General features: G+C 49.7%; 7 protein-coding genes. 1 reads left to right on the forward strand and 6 read right to left on the reverse strand.

Features of this window, described 5'->3' with window-relative positions; translation table 11 throughout:
• Positions 1-27 precede the first annotated feature (27 nt).
• The 5 genes from LKK83_RS24735 to LKK83_RS24755 all read right to left on the reverse strand — a co-directional run bounded on the left by LKK83_RS24735 (position 28) and on the right by LKK83_RS24755 (position 14,826).
• Positions 28-2,844 (reverse strand): CHAT domain-containing protein, encoded by a 2,817-nt coding sequence (locus LKK83_RS24735; RefSeq protein WP_324634096.1) that lies wholly within the window; start codon positions 2,842-2,844, stop codon positions 28-30.
• Positions 2,796-7,295: a two-partner secretion domain-containing protein gene (locus LKK83_RS24740; RefSeq protein ID WP_324634097.1), complete on the reverse strand. Its 4,500-nt coding sequence runs from the start codon at positions 7,293-7,295 to the stop codon at positions 2,796-2,798. Before LKK83_RS24740 ends, LKK83_RS24735 begins: the two co-directional genes overlap by 49 nt.
• A gap of 312 nt (positions 7,296-7,607) precedes the next feature.
• Positions 7,608-8,282: a Uma2 family endonuclease gene (locus LKK83_RS24745; RefSeq protein ID WP_324634098.1), complete on the reverse strand. Its 675-nt coding sequence runs from the start codon at positions 8,280-8,282 to the stop codon at positions 7,608-7,610.
• Positions 8,283-8,436: 154 nt separating this feature from the next.
• The gene (locus tag LKK83_RS24750) at positions 8,437-14,181 is read right to left on the reverse strand and encodes a S8 family serine peptidase (RefSeq protein ID WP_324634099.1); all 5,745 of its coding nucleotides are present in this window, start codon (positions 14,179-14,181) and stop codon (positions 8,437-8,439) included.
• A 465-nt stretch (positions 14,182-14,646) separates the two neighbouring features.
• A complete protein-coding gene (locus LKK83_RS24755; protein WP_324634101.1) occupies positions 14,647-14,826 on the reverse strand; it encodes a hypothetical protein in 180 nt (59 codons plus the stop codon).
• A gap of 54 nt (positions 14,827-14,880) precedes the next feature.
• Here LKK83_RS24755 and LKK83_RS24760 point away from each other — a divergent pair, with 54 nt between their 5' ends.
• Positions 14,881-16,011, forward strand: coding sequence for a CAP domain-containing protein (locus LKK83_RS24760; RefSeq protein WP_324634103.1), 1,131 nt, complete (start codon positions 14,881-14,883; stop codon positions 16,009-16,011).
• Positions 16,012-16,468: 457 nt separating this feature from the next.
• Here LKK83_RS24760 and LKK83_RS24765 read toward each other — a convergent pair whose 3' ends face one another.
• Positions 16,469-20,716, reverse strand: a complete 4,248-nt coding sequence (locus LKK83_RS24765) for an NACHT and WD40 repeat domain-containing protein (RefSeq protein ID WP_324634104.1) — start codon at positions 20,714-20,716, stop codon at positions 16,469-16,471.
• Positions 20,717-20,910 lie beyond the last annotated feature (194 nt).

Here is a 20,910-nt window from a genome sequence, read left to right on the forward strand (position 1 = left end):
GCGCTATCCTCCTGGGGATTTGGACGTTTATCGCCAATTTCCGACTAAAATGTAAGGTGCCCAAGATTTGGGGTTTTGATACTTGAGAGTTTTTAAAAGAGCTTTTTGAGCGCGATGAAGTGCCTCAGCTTTCGTGACTCCCCTTTCGATGAATTCCAAATAAAACTGTTTCATCAGTTGATTGGTTGAGTCATCCTGAACTCGCCAAAGGGTAGCAAGGGTACTGCGAGTTCCGGCTCGGACTGCTAACCCGGCTAATCCTAAAGTAGCGCGGTTATCCCCATCGGCGGTTTTACAGGCACTCAAAACGAGTAATTCAATCGTGCTAGAGGGAGTGCGATCGCGAAGCAGTCTATCAAATTCGTTAGGTCGGATTAATTGACCAGTGGAGTTTGCTGAACCATAAACCAAGATATAAGTATTCTGTGGATTTGAACTAAATTGTCCATGAGTTGCCATGTGGACGATAGAAAACGATCCGATATTTAACTTTTGTTTGAGTCGGGGCTGGGTAAACTCTGAGTTTAACAAAATTTGAGTCGAAACTAGATTGCTAATACTTTCTAGTTCAGTGCGGACATCTAGGGGTTGAAAGTTTTTATCTTCTACTGTTAGAGCTTCAGTAACTCCGGTTGCCAATACGCTGAGTTGGGCTGACTCTTGTTCTAAATCGAAAGTTTGTAAATTTGGCAATAGAGCAATCGCATAATCCTTTTCCACTAAATATTTTTCGGTTTGGCGATCGTATAATGCTGCGATGGGAATATTTTTTAACTCCCCATCCAAGACAAAAACTAGGGTTTTGAGTTCAGCGCTAGTTTCTAAGGCGGGTTCTAGGGGTTGGATTAACCAGCGATAAAGATTATCAGAGTTCTCTAACAGATCTTCCAATGATGAAGGGTTGGCTAGTTTACGTCGGAGTGTTGCGACATTCTCTTGCACTTCTGCCCGAGGAATGGGAATCATCCGACGTTCTAATGATTGTTGGGGTAATTTAAACAAAACTTCTATCCGATTTGGCAAGAGAATCGGATAAATGAGGGCAGCATCTCGGGTAATCTCATTGAGCGATCGCTCAATTCGAGCCGATGAATCCAGCGATCGCCCGGCGTTAGAAACGGCTAGATTGCATTGCAGGAAGTTTTCGAGTTCAGCGAGTTGCAGCGCATCAATAAACTGAATTGCATTTTGCAGGCGATCGCGATTTTGGTCAGCGGTTTGTAACAGCAGATCGACAAATTGCCGATACATGGGTTCAACATTATCTCTCAACGAAAACTGCACATCGGCATTAACGGCCAATAAATCATTTCGCAGCGAATCTAGGATTTCAACGGCAGCGGTATAGTTACCGATCGCATCTTCTACATTCCCTTCACCCGCTAACAACCGTCCCATCTGCCACTGCCACTGATATCTCAACTCTGGCGCATTACTTTGTACCGCTAACTCTAACGCTTCCTGAGTTAACGTTTTCGCTTTCTGTCTGTTTGGGTTATCTCCCTGCTTTTGCGCTTGTGGTGGCAAGAAAGATTCATAGCGTTTCCCTTGAGTCCCGATCGCATACGATTTTAGTCGCGCATCCCGTAATGTCTCCGCTTCTGTTACCGCCTGCTGCAATAATCCATCAATTTCTTCCCTCGAGACAAGCGCCAATTCTGCTGTCTCTCCCTGCCCTAATTTTTCGCACTGCATCAAACTACAGGCTAACTTAATTCGCGCTTCTACCAGTGGTTTACTCAGTTTCATCTCGCTCATCTGAGATTGAATCGCCGCCAATAAGGATTGTAATTCTGTGCCTTGAGTTTCCGATTGACGCAGCAAACTGAAGAGATTTAATTGCGCTAGAAGTTTGATGGTAGGTGAAGGCGCGATCGCCAGCGCCTGGTGGTAATAATTTATTGCGGCTTTTCGATACTCCTCAGCCTCTTGTATCTCTCCATAGTCTTCTTTTTGTTTGGCTAAAGATTGTTGAGTATTAGCTAGGAAAAATAAGGTCAAGCTTTTTTCTCTCGGCGAATCGATTTGACTGATTAAAACCCAAGTATTCTGTAAAATTTGCTCCGATGCATCAAGCTGCCCGATCGCTCGCAAAACATTTCCCAAACTCCGCAATGCGATCGCTTTGAGTTCCGGATTATATTCTCCCGCGAAATGCCGTTGCACCAATTCAATCTCTGACTCGGTTTCTATTGCATCACAAGACAAATTCTCTTCTGCGCCAACCACTTCCAATAACAGATTACAGGAGCGCCGATAATAGCCCATTTGTTCCAATGCCTGAGCTTGATTCACCAGTGCCCCGAGTTGTCCTTCTTCATCATTAAGGTGCTGGTATTCTGCTGCGGCATTTTCCCAACTGTCAAACGCGGTTTCTGCGTTTCCCAAAGCCAATAATAAATGACCTCGAGTATTCAATGCCACTGCACGAGCAATGCGATCGCCTCTTGTTTTTCCCATCCGTGCTAATTGCAGACTGGCCGAGCTGGCTTTTTCGGCATTGTCCCATTGTTTCAATTTTTGATAAGTTAAGGACAAATAACTCAATGCCAAAGACTGATTTAAGCGGTTGCCGTGTGCCGCATAAAAATCCGCCGCTTGTTGGAGTGTTTCTGCTGCTTCAGAATAGAGATTGCGACGATAGAGTTCCCTCCCCCTTTCCATCAGTTGTTGGGGCGTAGCGGATTGCGAGATAAGCTGGGACACTTCCCATGAGTGCCCTATCTGCAATCCGGGGATGCCGAGGGCGAATATTACCCCCAACATCCCTAACAGGAAGAATCTCAACCCCCGTTTCAGAACGGATTCCACCTGACGGAAAAATACACCCCATTTTCTTGCCACGTTCTGTCCCTCGAATCAATCTCAACTAAAGGTAGACCCCAGTCTAACCGAGCAGAGAAGTCATTCCCCAGTTGCAATTGTAAACCCAATCCGGTGGAAAGTAACGTATTTTTATCCGGGTTGGCGCGATCGCCTTCATCCCAGTTCCACCCCACCCCCAAATCCACAAAGGGAATCACCTGCAAACTGCCTTGCAACTGGGGAAACTGGACAATCGGATATTGTAACTCTACCGAAGCAAAGGCCCCATTATCCACCAGTAATGCATCTTGGCGATAGCCCCGCACGCTATTGAATCCACCGACGCTAAACTGTTCTAATGGCAGTAGGGAATTCGTCGCTAACTGGATATCTCCGCGCAGGATGAGTAACGGATCTGTGCCCCCTGTTACGCCTAAACCGTCTAACCGACGCACCCACTGTCCCTGTCCCCGCCACGCCAAAAATCGGCTATCGGGTTCGTTGTCATTTACGGTGGCATCAAACCATCCGACACCCAAACTGAATTCGGACCGGGCGGCAAAGATTTGTTGACTGTCTTGCCATAAGGCATCTTGAAAGAATCGAATGGCAGAAACGCGGGTTTCACCGTTGTTGTTTGCGCCGGGGGAAAGGGGGAAATCTACGCCTAATAAAGAGGTTTCGCTTTCCCGACGCGAGGCGGTGATTCCTAATGCCAATTCGGTTCGAATTAAGTTGCTGGCATCTTGCAGGGATTGGTTGGGAGATTTGGGAATAATCCGTTGAATAATGGGTTGACGATAGCTGAGTTCGTAGGTGCGAGAATTCGCTTCGATATCCACTTCATCGAAAGGGGGTTCGACGATTTTGCTGTCGCCTGTGCTGTAGCGGAAAGTGAGGGTGCCATTGTTAGGGGTGAGGGGGAGGGCATACCCGAAATCTAAGTTGTTACTGCCATCGGTATTGGCATAGTTGAAGGTGGCAATGTCACCGAGTCCTAACAAATTGTATTGTGTGAGTTGCGCTTGACGACGCAAACTGCCAACCGAGGGCGATCGCCCGTTATCAATTGCCAATTGAGGGCTAAAAAATCGCGCTTTTTCGACGCTGACGGCGAGGAAACTGGTATCGGGTTCGATGCCTGCAGCAAGTTCGGCGGAGATGGTTTCCAGGCGGGGGTCGAATTGCAGGAGGTAGAGGGATTCTAGGAGGGTGTCGGTATTGACGATATCGCCGGGGTTTAATCCCAGACGGTTTCGCACGTAGGTGGCATATTGGTTGGTGAGGCGGGAGTTGCCGATGACGCGGATATCTTCGAGACGGTTTTCGATCGCTTGGATGGTGACGACGCGATCGCGCACGATTTGCGGCGGGAGAAAGGCCCCTGAACCGATATATCCTTGTTGTTCGTAAAAGGTGGCGATCGCTTCTGCTGCTTCCTGAAGTTCGGTAAACGTGAGATTGCGGTTGGTGTAAGGTTCGGTGATGGCGGCGAGTTGTTCGGGAGAAAGGGCGCTGCTGTCGCGCAGTTCAAATCGCGCTACGGTAAGGGTTTCGGGGACGGAAGCCACGGGAGTGGTGACAAGGGTTTTCGGTTGTTGTGCCGAGAGACAACCGGGGGAGAGTGAGGATTGATTGGTGAGGGGAGTGGCGGCGTCGGGTGCAATCAGTTCGAGTTCGCCGCGATCGTTGATTCTCATGCCGGTTGCTTCGATTTTGAGGATGCGGCGAGGTGGTACCGGTGAGGGAGTGTTGGGGAGGGGTTCTTCGGTGGCGGGTGTTTCCTCCAGTTGCAAGACGCGCCAATCTTCCCATCCCTCCCGAGGGGTGAGGGGATCGGTGGGACTGGCGGGGATGCCCCCTTTGCCGGTTTGGACAAATTCGCTGTTTTGGACGATGCGACAGGGATCGCGATCGACGAGGGATGCTACATCTACGATTTCGTCTTCTAATTCGACAACGCCGCGACTGGGGTCGATGTCGGGAGTGTTGAGGGCAATTTGTCCGCTTAAGGTGGGATCGGTGCGCGAAATGGCGGTAATATCGCTGGTATCGGGGAGGTCTATAGTGGGGTCGAATTGACTCAAGTCAGCATCTAAAACGTTTTCCAATTCCTCTCGCGATCGCGGTTCTAATCCAAAGATTCCTTCAGCAGTAATATTAATAACGCCACCGCTGCCATCAAAGGCATTGGCAGAAATATCGCTATTTTCTAAAGCAGCAATAATCTCGGTATTGATGTTAATATTACCGCCATTTCCAGGTAAATTTGCGGTTCCAGCAGTAGTGGAAATTTCGCTTTGGCGACGCAGGAACATATTATCGGATTCTACGATAACATTTCCTCCTTCACCGGAGGCAGTTTCTGCGGTGAGTCTTCCGGTCTCGAGACGGAATTCAGGACTGATAATTTGAAGATTGCCTGCTGCACCTCCGCCTAATGCGGCATCGACGGCTACTTTTGCTCGATCTTCGATATTTAATTGTTCGGTGGTAATGCTCAAGCTTCCCGCATTCCCCGTTCCGGTGGTGATAACGGTGATGCGACTGGGTAATAAACCGTCTGGATCTCGCGAGGGTAAGGGTTCAGTTGGGGGGATTGCCGATCGCCCAGTCACTTCAACAGAATCGGCATTAATAATCACAGAACCGCCTTGTCCATTGCCAAAAGTATCGGAGGAAATTGCTGCACCATCACCGACGATAACGCGATCGGCGGAAACCGTTATATCTCCTGCATCTCCCAGTTGAGCGACGGGGACTCGGGGATCCGGTCGAGATTGACTAACTGCACCACTAGGCAATCCATCTGCATCGGTTCCGAGTAATTCTAGGGTTTCTGAAGCGTTTAAATTTAAAATGCCACCGCGTCCGGATCCTACGGTGAGGACAGAAATTTGTCCGCCTTCTAACACCGTTAAATTGCGGGTATTGATGTTAATATTGCCGCCGGTAGATGTTCCAGTAGTTAAGGCAGTGATTTCAGCGCGATCGCTAACGATTAACCCTCCCGTGTTGATGGTAATGTTACCTGCTTCTCCGGTTGCATTTGGCGCAACAAAAGCGGCTATTCTGCTCCGATTTAATTCTCCACGGGGATTGGTAATGCCGCCACTGATTTCCAGCAATCCTGTATTTTCAATAGTCAAATTTCCGGCATTTCCACTGGCTGATGTGGAGGTAGAAATCACAGCGCCGTTCAGAATGGTTAAGCGATCGCTGCGAATGGTGATATCTCCCGCAGTTCCCGTTGCTGGAATGGGATCGATCCGCCGGAGTGCAACAATACTTAACAAGCTGCTCGGGCCGACTGGAGAAGCTCCGCTTAATTCTATTTCGCCAGCGTTAATCTCTAAATTTCCACCCCGTCCTCCAGCATAGGTACTGGTCGAAATTTGTGCGCCATTTCGGACTGTTAAGCGATCGGCTTCAATTGTTAAATTGCCAGCATCACCCGCTCCTTCCGTTTGATTGAATAAACCGGCTGCCAGTGGAGGTGGAGGTTCTGCACCCGCTGGAATATTGGGAGGAATTGGTCGTGGTAAAAAACCACTCACTTCGATTTCTCTTCCTTGAATGGTTACATCTTGTCCCGGTGCGAAACCATAGGTGCTACTGGTAATTCCTGAATTTTCCACAATCAGGCGATCGCCGCGCACTTGAATCGCACCCCCTCCCCCGCGTGCATTGGGAAACATTGGCGGCAAACTGCTGGCATCTACCACAGAATTATTGATAACTTGAATGTTACCAAACTGTTCTATTTCCTGATAAGACAATGAAAATCCTGTCTCTGCGGGGGCTAAATTGACGGTGCCATTCACCACACCACCCAGTTCGATTCGTCCTTCTAATGCGGCGAGGTTCCCATTATTTAAACTAACCTCTCCCCCCACCAAACCCAACGTTTGTCCCGGCGCAACAGCCAACCCTAACGGCGCACCAATGCTATTGACGGGAAATTGTTCGGGAGTTGCTTGGGATTGATTGATGATTCTGCCGGTATTGCTCTCAAATTGTAATTCTGTAGGAATGCTAATGGTTAAAATGGGTGTAGTTGTGGCAAGGTCGGTGCTAAACAAGCTACCATCGGCAAACCCAATCCGATTGGCGGTAGTTGCTAAAAACGATCCACCGATTCGTAATTGAGCGTTGGGTCCAAAAATAATCCCATTGGAATTGATTAAAAATAAGTTTGCAAACCCATTGGCACTCAAAATTCCATCTATATTTGAGATTGAATCTCCGGTGATGCGAGAAAAGATATTTTGGATGGCGGGAGAATTGTTAAAAAAAGCGCTGCCATTAGTGGGGATAGAAAATTCCTGGAAGCTATGGAAGAGATTGCCGCCTCGGATGGTTCCCCCGTTAATCTCGAAGCGGTTCCCGTCAGAATTGATGAGGGAATTGTCGGGAAGGGTGGTATCGGGGACAATTTGAGGAAATGCTGGAGTAGCGATCGCTACAATCGCTAGAGAAAAACCGCTCAAAAACCAGCACCCTGAAAACGCATTGGGTTTCATGTCGAATCGAATTAAAAAACTGTTCTAATTTTAGGATATTTTAATTGAAACGTACAACAGACAATAGAAGATCGATTCCCCATGATTCAGGAGCGGATCCCCCCAACCCCCCTTTTTAAGGGGGGCTTAGGTGTTTCCCCCCTTAAAAAGGGGGGACGAAGGGGGGATCTTAACTGTTTCGTCGTTAAAGAAAAATGGGATCGGGACATTTTGGCAACAAAAAAGCGATCGCCTGTGACATATTTTCCTCCAAAAGTTTCTTGGCGATCGCTGACAAAGTTACACCGGTTCCGGGTCAATCCCTAATTCCCGCAGTCGCGCCTCCAACTGTTGGATGCGCTGTTGCGCTGCTTGCGCTTGTTGTTCTGCCTCTTGCGCTCGGCGATCGAGTTCGATGGGAGTTAAAAATCGTCGTCCATCGGGACGATAAATTTCCAATCCGCTTTCGGTCATTTCAAAGCGAATTCCCAGACGCGGTGACACCCACCCATTCATCTCTTCAATAACCGTTAATTTATTGTCAGAACGCTGCCAGCCGTTTAAATCGATGCGTTCTGGATCGTAGAGATAATACTCTTCTACCCCATAGCGATCGTAAAATTGCAATTTTTTCGCCATTTCCTTCAAAGTGTTGCCGGGGGATAAGACTTCAAACACCACTTGCGGGGGGATATCCTCCTCTTCCCATTGTTTGTAAGAGCCTCTTTTGCCTTTAGGACGGCCAAACACCACCAAGGCATCGGGAGCTTGACAAAGTTTATTCTTTCCCTCCACAGGATACCATAGCAAATCCCCGGCTACAAAAACATCGGCATTGTCAGCAAACAGGATTTCTAAATTTTCTTTAATGACGACAATCCAAGTAAACTGCTCGGTGTTTTCTGCCATTGGTTTGCCGTCACTTTCGGGATAGATAATCTCTGACTTTGGGGAAGCTTCAAGTTTTTGGCTCATACCGCGTTATGCCTCCAGCGCTTTCCATTCCGATTTTAGTGTATCATAGGCGGCCTTCAAGTATGGTAGGGTGGGCAGTAACCTGCCCACCCTACATTTAGAGTTTATGTGTAACTCCCGAAAAAGCGATCGCTCGTTTTACCCCCCTTTGATTTTAAGGTAAAGCTTCTACAGTAACCTCTACGAATCCAGCACTTCCTCCCGAACCGGAACCGGAATTCAATACTGTCGGTTCTCCATCAATAATCGCAGCAGAAATCCAGTCATTCGTTCCCGCTATCCGATACCACAAGGAGCTAGACTGTCCTAACTCTGCGGAATAATCCACAAAGTCACCTTCCGTCCATTTGTCAAAGGTTAAGTTCGTTCCGTAGGGATATTCATTAACTTTTGGAAAACTGGTTCCTGGGCCAGAACGGACATTCGCCCCAATGGTTGATAGGGTACTTCCGGTAAAGTTAACTGTTTCCCATGATAGATCGAACTCTGCACCACCCCGTTCTTCATAAAAGTCCGCATAGACTTCATAAACTCCATCTTCAGGAACGGTAAAATCAACGACTTTAGCCCCGCCATATTGTTGTTGCCATTGATTTTGTGGCGTCATGTAAACCCATTCATTCGTGGTCTTATTTTTCGCGAGTAGCTGGAATCCATCATCCCCGCGTACAAATGCGCGATAGTGGCGACCCGCTTCTAGATTTTCTTCCGTATAGGCGCGAATGGCAAAGTTATTATCGGGCAAGCGCACATCATTTAACGCCGCAGATTCTCCCCAATTAAAGCTAATCCCTTTTTTACCATCAGTGCGAGTATCCGATCCTAAATTAACCACACCGATCGCATTGGTCGGATCTCCACCATTGGCAAAGTAATCTCCCGCCGGTTGATTTCCCAGTTTGCGATCCCACCAGTAGAATGTGGAGTGCCATTCTGGGGATGGGTTCACTGCATCTTGGAAAAATTGAGCTTCTTCTACTGTAAAGTCAACCACACTATCAATCCCTAGCTCGTAATAATCCACATAGAAATCATACTCGCCAGTTTCCGGTACTTTAAAGAAAATGGTTCGAGAAGGCATAGTTGTCTCGCGAGGACGCCAATCGGCACCATCTCCTCCTAAGACGACACTATCATCAATCCATTCCCCTGTTTCAACGTTCTTAACCCGGAACCAGACGCCATCATCAGATTGCGTGGTAATTTTATACAATTGGCCGGCTTCAAACGTAGTGCGCGTCCAAGCTTCCATTGCAAAATCATCATTTTGCACAGCACTATCGGGACTACCAGTATCCCAATCTTTGAACAAACTTAGCTTGCCATTTTGAGATTGATTTCCTAGATCGAGAATGGCTGCGGGATTGGTGAAATCGTAGGTACTGCGATCGCTGACATTTTCAGGAGTGCGATTAATAAACCGGGCATTCCAGTGGGTTGTGGGGATGGCATAGTTGGCAATTTCCACCGTTCCACTCTCATCGGTTCCGATCGTATAAGCATCGTCTGCGGTAAGCGTCAGTTCTACTGTTTCATCTTCTTCGTCGAAGAGGGTATCGTAAATCGGATTAATATTAATCGGTGCCGAGTTTTGTCCTGCGCCAATCGTGACTGTACCTGTTAGCGGTTGATAGTCTTCTCCATTGGTAGCACTACCAGCGATCGCATAATTCACCGTCAGCGGATTTTTGGTATTCCCGGTGCGCGTTACGGTAAATTGACCTGGAGTGCCATCTTCTGACGCATTGGGTTGCGTCGCAGCAATGGTAACGGTGGGAGGAGTACCGTACAAATTCAGTTGCCATGACAACCATTCCCCTTCGATTTGATTGCCTTTTTCGTCGTACACCTCTAACGTCCATTCTCCCAGAGAAGATTCACCCCAATGATGAATTGAGGTAAATGTCCAGTGATTCGATCCGGGGTGAACTTCGTAGGTTTTGCCAATCCCATAAGGATCGTCGGGAATCGAGTTCATCAAGCGGGATTCGGTGCCATCGGGGGACTTGAGAACGATGGTTAAGTCTTTCCAGTCTGCATGGTCGATATCAACCAAAACCTCTGCATGTTCCACGGTGATATCTTTGGCGATGGAGATGGAATCCGCCAGTGCTTCGTTATCTCGGATTTCACTGAGGACATTTTTCAGTTTATTCTTGCCGCTGACTTTGATTTCTTCTCCCACTGTGGTCCAATCTTTCGCCGCCGTCACCGCCGCTACCGGATCTACTGCACCAAATCCATAGTGCTCATTGATGTGATATCCTCCGCCATTCTGCTGCCAATCGGGATGAGTGTTATCGGTTTTATAGGCGGTTTTGGCGAGGATATGCTGCACGTCTCGTGAGGTTAAATTGGGATTGGCTTCTAACATTAAGGCAATCACACCGGAAACAAACGGTGCCGCCGCCGATGTGCCGCCAAAGTCAGTCACCCTGCGCTGATTGAGTGCGATCGCAGTGGTGGTAATTCCCTCTCCATCCCCAGTTCCACTATCAGAGTATGCTACCACAAATGGTGCTTGGGTGCTATATTCCGAAAGAATGCCTTCGCGAGAAATGGCACCGACAGGAATTACGGCGCGAGAATTGGCTAAATTATTGTAGTTGACATGACCAATTTCTGCGCCATCATTTCCCACGGAGAATACATAATTATTCCCTAGTCCATTTCGACCGAATTTAAACCCAGAGTCTAAGGCAGCGATCGCCAGGGGAAGTTGCCGCATATATTGCGGCCCCCAGCTATTATTAAACACATCAATTTCCTGGTTGCGATTTAGGCGTTCTTCGGACTGTTTTGCATCAAACAAGGCATCGGCGATCGTATAACCTTGAGAATCATAGCTATAGTTCACGGGGTCGATACTTCCAATCAGCCTAAGCGCGGCAAATTCCGCTTCTGGCGCAACTCCAAACACTCTATTTCCGCCTGCTTTACCCACTCCTGTCACTAAAGTGCCATGAGGATTTGCAACTTCCAGTTCCACCGACCAAGACTTTATTTGATTGGTAATCTGTTGGAGGAATTTTGGTGGATTTTTGTGGTAAGCATCCACGGAAATTTCTAAGTACCACAATCCCGCAGCATAAGTGCCTTCAAACCAATTATCTAACGATAAGTTTACCGATTGGCTGCCTTCCTGAACCCCTAACTTTTTGAATTGGGTTGCGCGAGAGTCCTCCCACCCCGGAAAACTCCACCAATAACCTGCAAAAGATTGCCAGTCAAATGGGTCTTTTTCGGTGTGAGTGGGACTGTACAACCGAAACTCTGCCTCGTCAAGAGATAATGGTTTTTTGCCCTTGAACTCTAAGTTAAAATTCGTATCCATTACCAGTCCAGTTAAATTAACCGGAACGGGTAACAACACCCGATTGCCATCGATAACGGGTTTGCCAACATCTCCCTCAAATCGCTGTTGCGATCGCGGGGATGGATCGGCATCGAGATCGGTAAAATCCCAACTTATATTGGGGTTATACCGAGGAAGCAATTCGGGATGTCCATAATAGACCCCATCGTCCACAATCCCGATCGTTGCATTTCTACCTCTGATGGGTAAATTCGTCACTGGATCGATGATTTCCCAGGCATCAGTAACACTAGAAGAAGCGCTGGAATTGATATCTGACCACAAGTTCCAGTGATCCTTAAACCAATCCTCCGATAGGGTACTCATCAATTTCATGGGAACCGGCACCTCTGGATAGGCAAATTCCACTCCGTCGAGTTCGGCGAGGAGATTGGCGATATATTCCGGAGTGGTTTTCGGTTTTGACCCTTCGGCAAATTCCCATATATAAGTATTGGGAATCTGGCCCGTTTCTCCCAAATTCACCGCACCCACTGATGCGGCTAGTTCCTCCGCCGATTCCCCCGGCGTGACCCACACTACCCATTCCCGAGTGTCGGCTAATTCTTCAGCGGTGTAGCGATTCAAATTGGCGGCACCAGCAATATCTAATTTCAGTTCTTCTGATAATCCTTCTCTACCAGGATCGGTAATGACGGCAAAGTTTTCAGTGGCAATATTGCTTTCCGCACCTTGTTTATCCCAAGCAATGGCTCGCAGTTCGTAGCTACCCGGTTCTAAACTGCTCAATTCGTAACTAAAGGCAAACCGACTCGTTCCACTACTGCCCGGAGTGAACTCCGTCACTTCCCCGACATCCAACCACGCCCCGCCGATTTTACGCATGGAAAATTCGATGCGATCGAGATCGCTGATGCCATCGGCATCGAAAACTTTACCGCCTTCAAAACTCAGGGTTTCGCCGTTCGTATAAAGGGGGAAAATACTAAAGCGCAACTCTCCCGGAACCGAGTTGGGTAACTCGCCGCCTAAGCTGGGTGTCATTGGTGGCACTACGGGCAGAATGACTTCGGGTCTTTTCTCCGTCGGTGGGGAAACCGGTGGTTTATCTTCCGGTGACCCCTGGGGTGCGGGTTTTTCTGGAGTCTGTGGTGGCGCATCCACAATGGTAACTTTTTCGATCGCTACGTTACTGGATTTGCCTGCCAAATCGTAGGCGATCGCTCTTACTTTGTACTCACCCGCCCCTAACTCCTCGTTCCACTGATAGCTAAAGTTAGCAACAGTATCGTCTGAAGCTTTCGCCGCGAAGTTCGTCACCGAATCGATTTCCCTCCATCCTTCCCCTGGAGTTTGCAAGAACAATTCCACGCGCTGAATATCCTCAAACCCATTGCGATCTCTCACACTTCCGGCGATCGCTGTCGGTGCCCCTAACGAATCTGTTTCAACAATCCCAAACTCTAATTTTTTCGGCGGAATATTGTTATTTCCCGGTGTAGCGCTCTCCGGAACCTGGATTTCTGGCGTCGGAGTTGGTTGCGGCTGATTGTTTTCCTCGGTTTCCGATGTGGGTTCCTCGGTTTCCGATGTGGGTTCCTCGGTTTCTGGTGTCGGTTCCTCGGTTTCTGGTGTCGGTTCCTCGGTTTCCGATGTGGGTTCCTCGGTTTCTGGTGTCGGTTCCTCTATTGCGGGTTGAGGGGCGATCGCATCTTCTGGATCTTTCTCTACATAAATAACGATATCTTTTGTATTGCCATCGTTATCCTGCTTTCCTCCTTCTCGTTCCAGGGTGAAAAGCGTCCCTTCTTCAGTTTCCTGTTGCCGAAAATGGAAACCGCCACCAGAATTCGTATCTAGGGAAAACACCGGACGATTGTTGCCATTCAGTTTATTCGGATTGTCGAATACCTCCTGAATCGTTCCTTTCGGAACCATCATCAATCCAAACTTATCCCCGGCTTCCATCGAGAAAGTCTGGCTGGTGCGATATTTTACCCCGTCTAACTCTTCATTTAACTGATTTTCCCAAGGGAAACTGCCGCTGACAGAGGAGGGTTGACTTGACTGAGAAATTAACTGTTGTCCCAAATGGGAATTACTCAATACTCGTCGGGCTACTTCTTGAGAGTAAGCGGCTGAATCCGGGGCGAATTGTTCCATCCCCTTCAGACTAAACAAGCCAATTTCGCGATCGTGCTTATCCGCGTAGGCAATCTCGACTTTTACTTCTGTATCCTTCGTTACCACAGAACCGGGTTTTAGGGGCGATCCCGTAATCGGATCGATGTTCAGGGTATAAGCCGTATCGCCATCGCGTCGCAGAATTTCCAGGGAATAGTCTCCGGGCAATAAATCGTTGAGGGTAATGACACCCGCTGCATCGGTGAGTGTTGATGTCCGCAGAATTGTCCCCGCCGCATTGCGAAGCACCATTTCCACATCGCTTTCCAATCCAGTTACACCCAATCTCCAACTCCCCACTTCTCCCACTTGAAACAGGTAATTATCCTCGGGGTAGAGAGCGAGTACCGAGTCGCTGTAGTTGTAGTTATTTGTCAGTAAACCCAAGTCGATTGACATTTCTTTACTCCTGCGGTTCTATTCTCGGCTCCTCGATCGCGCAATGGATTTGCTGGCTTGGCTGTTCCACTGCTGCGAGGGCATTTCAGCGGTTGGGGCAACGATTGTGATTCCGGAGTTGTGTTTGGGAGATTTGAGCTAATAGGTTTGACTGTTCGATTATTTTCCGATTGGAGCATAAAATAGATCTCTCAATCTGTTCTGCCGTTACCGTTGTGCATTATTTCATCAAAACTTTACAAGGCAGCCTATGTTTGTAAAGTTTTGATGAAGAAGTGGCGCAGCGAGTCCCCCGGGGTTCGCGAATCGGGCGATCGCGTCTGCTGGGGGACAAGCGGAATCTGGCTTGGTAACGTTTTCATCGGCAACCTCCCTGTCGGTTTAACTCCCTTAACCCTTTAGTGGGAAAGGCACGAACCGATTATGCAAGGCAGTTCGCCCGCCGTTTTCCGGTTCGCTATTTGCTTAGTGGGAGAGGGGATGGAAAATTATGCACGGCTGGAAAAAAATTCCTGCTGCAATCTCGAGATGTCTGCCACCCTGGGGGGCGATCGCCAATTGTGTAGCTTCGCAAACGCCTTCGCTTGGATCCATCGCCACAGTGGCTCCCAAAAATTGCGGTGGGATGGAAACCGACTGCTGCATAATTTGCCAATGTTTTCCCCAATAAATAGATAGAAGATTGCGAGGTCATTAAATATGGCGATCGATATCTATGTTCCATCGGAGTTCGACAATTTCGAACCCGAAGAGGTTAAACTTTATAATCTCGTCAACGAATATCGTGCTGAAAATGGCTTGCCTACCATTCCGGCATCCAAAGCTCTGTCTCTGGTTGCCAATCGGCACGTTCTGGATTTAGCCGAAAATATTGGAGAAGTGACCCACGACTGGAGCGATGTTTCTTTTTCCAACAATCCAGAGGCGATGTGGAACGCTCCTGAGCGATTTAATACCGGTTATCCCGGTATTGGCTACGAAAACGTTACCGGATTTGAGGGATTTAATGGACCGACGATAACCGCAGAACAAGCAATCAGTTCTTGGAAAAACAGCAATACAGGTCATCGGGAAACAATCCTGAATCAACTCGGCCCCAATGGCGACTGGCGAGACAACCAGTGGAATGCTTTGGGCGTTGGAATGCATGAGGGATATGCCGTTTTGTGGTTTGGCGAAGAGGTCGATCCCACGGGAGAACCAACACGAGATCCAGTCTCGGAGGAGACGCCTCCACTTCCAGAGCCACCACCGCCGCCAACGCTACCAACACCGCCACCGCCACCGCCACCACCCGCACCAACACCTCCGCCCGATCCTCCAGAGCCGGTACCGCCTCCAGAGCCGGTACCGCCGCCGATTCCAGAGCCACCACCGCAGCAGAAGGCAATTTACCGTTTTTTCGATACGGTAACGGGAACTCACTTTTACACGGCTTCGGCAGAGGAACGGGATAACGTGAGGAATACGTTGCCGCGATATGATTACGAAGGACCCACTTTTGCGGCTCCTGCTGTACCCTCGGCTGAAACGGCGTCGATTCACCGCTTGTTCAATACGGAAACGGGAACGCATTTTTTCACGATTTCTCAAGAGGAAGTGAACCAAATTCGCGCGAATTTGCCGCAGTATGTTTACGAAGGGATTGCTTACGAGGCGTATCCGGAAGCCGTCGCCGGTACTGCGCCACTGCATCGGTTTTTTAATACGGAAACCGGGACGCATTTTTTCACGCCATCGGCACAGGAACGGGACGCGGTAATGGCGAATTTACCGATTTACGACTATGAAGGGATTGCCTATTATGTCAATGAGATCGGTTTGTTTTAAATTGTTGGCGATCGCAGTGACACCGTGCGTGCGCCTGTGATGGTTGAATGTTAACGCAGGCTCAAACATAGGGAATTTTTTCCCATTCTCAAAATGCTTTGAGTCAGAATGCGATCGGGGTGCGTCTATTTTACCCGATTCCGGTTCAATACCTCATTCCTCTGTTTTGCCCCTTTCGAGGGTTATATCGCCACTGAAGGTTTGTGCCAATCCGTGGGCACCGAAATCAATATAAAAAACCCAATTTTAAAAGAGTTTTTTGCCAGGTTTTTTGTAGATAATATAACTCGTGAACTCGTTCCCAGGTTGTGCCTGGGAACGAGTTAAACCCTTCCCCTAGTCCTTGTCATGCGGACTATAGCCCGCTTCGGGCATGGCTACGCTAACGCCTGCACAGGCGCGATTTCAATCCCCCGAGTGATGTTTGCACGCGCCGCATGTTTGCACGATCGCGATTTCAATCTTCTGCCTCATGTTCCACCGCACCCAACGCCTTCAGGGTGGATTTTTGCGCCTCAGTCAGCCCGATCGCGCCAGTGATATTCATTCCGGCATAGGGCTGATTCACGATCGCCTGTACGCAGTCTCCGGAGGGCACCTCCCACAGTTTCATCCATTCATCTTCACTGCCCGACACCAGGCGATTTCCCTGGGGATGAAATGCCAGGGAGAGCACTGCACTGGGATGCGCTTGCCAACTGGCGACAGATTCGCCGCGCTGGATATCCCACAGATATATCCGACCCTCCTCGGTTCCCGAGGCGAGGGTATTGCCATCCGGGCCGATCGCGATCGCCACCACGGACTCGCAACGCTGTATGGTTTTCACACATTGTCCACTGGCGACCTCCCAGACATTTATCGTGCCATCATCAGTTCCGGAAACCACCCGTTTGCTATCCCACGCAACGCCTACGGATATCACTTTACTGGTATGTCCGGGGAAATTCGCCACACAGACACCGGTGTCGATGTTCCACAGTTTCACGGCGCGATCGGCACCGCCAGACGCCAGGGTGTTGCCATCGGGGGCGATCGCCACTGCGCCGACTGCACTGGCATATCCGGATCGGGTGGCGATACACTGGCCGGTTGTCCGGTGCCAACGTTTTACGGTGCCCTCGGCGCAGAGACTGACCAGGGTTTCTTCCCCGGGGGCGATCGCCACTGCCATCACTTTACTGTGGTGTCCGGCGAAGGTTTTGGCGCACTGGCCTGTTCTCACATTCCACAGTTTCACCAAGCGATCGGCACTTCCCGAGGCGAGGTACTCCCCGTCGGGGGCGATCGCCACGGCTGTCACCGCACTGGCATATCCGTGAATCGTCCGCAGGCACTCGCCGGTGCGAATGTGCCACAGTTTCACGGTTTCATCCGCACTAGCGGAGGCCAGGGTTTGCCCGTCGGGGGCGATCGCTACCGACCCCACGCGGTTGCTATGCCCGGTCCAGGTTTGCAAACACTCGCCGGTTTCGAGGTCCCACAGTTTCACGGCGCGATCGGCACCGCCAGACGCCAGGGTTTTCCCATCCCGGGCCACATCCACGGACCACACGGAGCTACTATGTTCTGCCAAGGTTTGGCTACAAGTGCCGCTCTGGATATCCCACAGTTTCACGGTTTCATCCGCACTGGCACTCACAACGGTTTTCCCATCTGGGGTGACGCCCACGGAGAGCACCCAATCAATATGTCCCTGCAAGGTTTTCAAGCAATCTCCGGTGGGGATATCCCACAGTTTCACGGTTTGGTCTCCACTGCCACTCACCAGGGTCTTGCCATCGGGGCTGATGGCTACGGACCACACCACACTCGCATGTCCGTACAGGGTATGCAGGCATTCCCCAGTCTGCAAATCCCACAGTTTCACCGTGCGATCGGCGCTACCGGTGGCGAGGGTTTTGCCATCTGGGGAGATGCGGGCGCAGAGGACGCGACTGGTATGCCCTGTCAAGGTTTTGATACAATTCCCGCTCTGCACTTGCCACAGTTTCACCGTGGTGTCATCGCTGGCGGACACCAGGGTGTTCCCATCCGGGGCAACGGCGAGGGACCACACTGCCCCCGCATGTCCGCTATAGCGCCAGATGGGCTTGCCATCGGCTACCTGCCACAAGTATATATCTCCCGGCTGGTCTCCTGTAGCACAATATTGACCGTCTGGGGTAAAGGCCACGCTCAGTACCATGCCGAACAAGTTGGCGAATATACATTGTGATACCGTGGCCTCGGCAAAATTGGTATTTCGCAAACTGGCATGGCTGAAATCCCCCCCGACCACCACGGTTTGACGCAAATCGCGATCGTCCAAGGCATTGGGGTTGAGTTGCAACAGCAAGGCGATCGCATTCGCCCCGAGATACCCCACTTCGGTTTCGGTTTGACCTTTGGTTCCCTCCACGAGCTGCAATAACCGCGCTTCCGTGGCGGATCCGGGGGCGATCGCGGGCAATAATAAATCTAGCACTGCTTTCGTCAGGGGCGATCGCCCGAAGGTTTCGCGCAAGGGTTGGGAAAATGGATAATTCTGAATATCCCCCAGTTCGGCAAAATCCGGCGCTAATACCCCCAATTGCGCCGCCAACTTATACGCCACAAAAAACTCCAATAAGGAGCGATGGGCTGGGGCATAATCTCCATCCGCATTGCGAATTAACATGGTTTGCCCCATCATATCATAATGCCAGTGGTCTAAATCTTTTTGCTGCTGCACCACCGGGCCGAATAACTGACGAATGCGATCGGGAAATTCGCGATAGTTCAAACTCATGCGATCGCCGGCGAGCATTTCCCACGACAACTCGCACAGGAAAAATAACTTATCCGCCATCGACGTAAACGTGCGCTCGGTTTTGATATCCCGCTCCATCTTTCGGCGCACTGCATACCAATAGATTCGCGCCAAATCAATCGGCTTGCCCGACTCGATTTCCGGTAAGGCTTCTAAAATTAATTCAATCATCACCGGGCGACGGGCTAAATCCACCAATTGCGGATGACTCATCACCTTCTCCACAATCTCCGGGCTAGCGCGTTTCCCCAACACTTCCCCCACCCGTTCTGACTGAAATTTTTCTAATTCCAGCACCTCAAATTGGGGGGTTTCCCCCGTTAAATTCGATGTAGATGCCTTTAACTCGGCATTGAGCAAATCTCGCCCTTCCCGCGCTTCTGGGAAATGCTCCGTGCGACAGGTTAAAATCACTTTCGAGCCGGGAACCACCACTTTGGCCAATTGCCAAAAATTATTAATCATTTCTTGGCGATCGACTTTGGCTGCCATTTCGTCGAACCCATCAAAAATTAGCAGCAATTTGCCCATCCGGTTGAGGCGATCGAAGGCAGAATATCCGGGCAAACCGATTTCGTGCTTGCGGAAGAAAAACTCGGAAAATAACGATTCTACGCTTACGGCTTTGGCATAGTCGCGTAGGGGAATCACCAAGGGAAGCCGGGGCCGGATGCTTCCTTCTTCCTTGGCGACGCGATATTTTTGTAAGGTTTGCCAAGCATAATGGAGGGCAAACCAGGTTTTCCCGGTGCCGAATTCGCCTAAAATGGAAATATGTTCTTTGGCCGGGTCGTCTAACCAGCGATTGATATAGCGATCGATCCACCCGTTGCGACCATCGTAGCGGCTTTTTGCAAGTCGTTTTTTGCTTATCGGATCGAGTTCTTCTTTGGTGCAGGCGAGGGGGACGTAGAGTTCTTCGATGTGACGTTTTTTCACTTCGGCTTCTAACCACTGGAAGTAACCGCTAAAGTCGGCGGATTCGTCAATCAGTTCGTCGAGGGTGTAGCAGAAGAGTTGGGGGTCGTTTTCTACGGCATCGACTGCGGCTTGACTGATTCGCCGGGGGGCAACTAACCATCCTTCATCGACTTTTTGTCGGTCTACTACTTGGCCTAAATCGTAAACGTCGCGGATGGTGACTTCGCCTTCGATACCGCGCACTAAAATGCGATCGAATCCGCGTCGGGCGCGGATGTTAATTATCCATTCAAAATACTTTTCGGTGATGACTTGGTAGGTCTCAAAGTCGTACAATGATTCGAGCCAGTCTCGCACTTGGTGGGCAAATGCGGAGGGAAGGCGTTTCTCGGCAGGATCCGGATTGGCTAATAAGGGGTTCGGATCGCTTTGGGTGAGTTTGGCGAGGTCTTGGCGAATGTCTTCGAGGGCGTTAAGATTGTTGAGTTGGTCTAAAATTTGGGAGGTTCTTTGGTTTAAGTCTTCGATTTTGCGAAATTGCAGGACTTCGGCGGGGGTGCGGGTGCGGTTGGTAATGTCCATAAAAATGGCGCTAAATTTTGCCAATTCGCGCTGATGTTCGATGCCTTGTTCGCGGATTTTGTCTCCTAAGGCGTAGCTGTAGATGTAGTCTTCGGCTTCTTGGAGCAAGCGACTGGGGTCGTTGCGATCGAAGGCGTTGCGAAAGGCTTGTTGAATTTCGATTTGGCGAAACAGTTCTAAAATCAATCGCAGTTTTTCGACGCCTACATGTTCGAGTTTTTCTAGTCCGTATTCCACTAAGGTATAGCGATAAACGCCGGTAAAATCCGCTGGGGGATGATCGGGATCGAATTGAAAGCGTTTGAGTAGTTTGATGACTAATTCGTTGCGTTGCGCGGTGTTGATGATGACGGGGGTTGCGGTGCGCGCGATCGCCAATATTGCTCGAATGATTTCGTCAGTTCCGACCATAATACCCTTCTTTTTTGTTCGCCAAAGCGATCGCCTCTCTGCGCGCTACAGTGCAGTGGTCTGTTCGGTTTCTCGGATATCCCGAACCGATTTCGAGGCCGGTGCCCCTGCGCCCCCCCCTTTCTGCCGGAAATTACAGGTTGCCATTTTGGAATATGGAGCAATGGCAAGCGGATACTTCCGAGTGGGGAATC

The organism is Phormidium sp. CCY1219 (assembly GCF_035615515.1).
Lineage (GTDB): Bacteria > Cyanobacteriota > Cyanobacteriia > Cyanobacteriales > Laspinemataceae > CCY1219.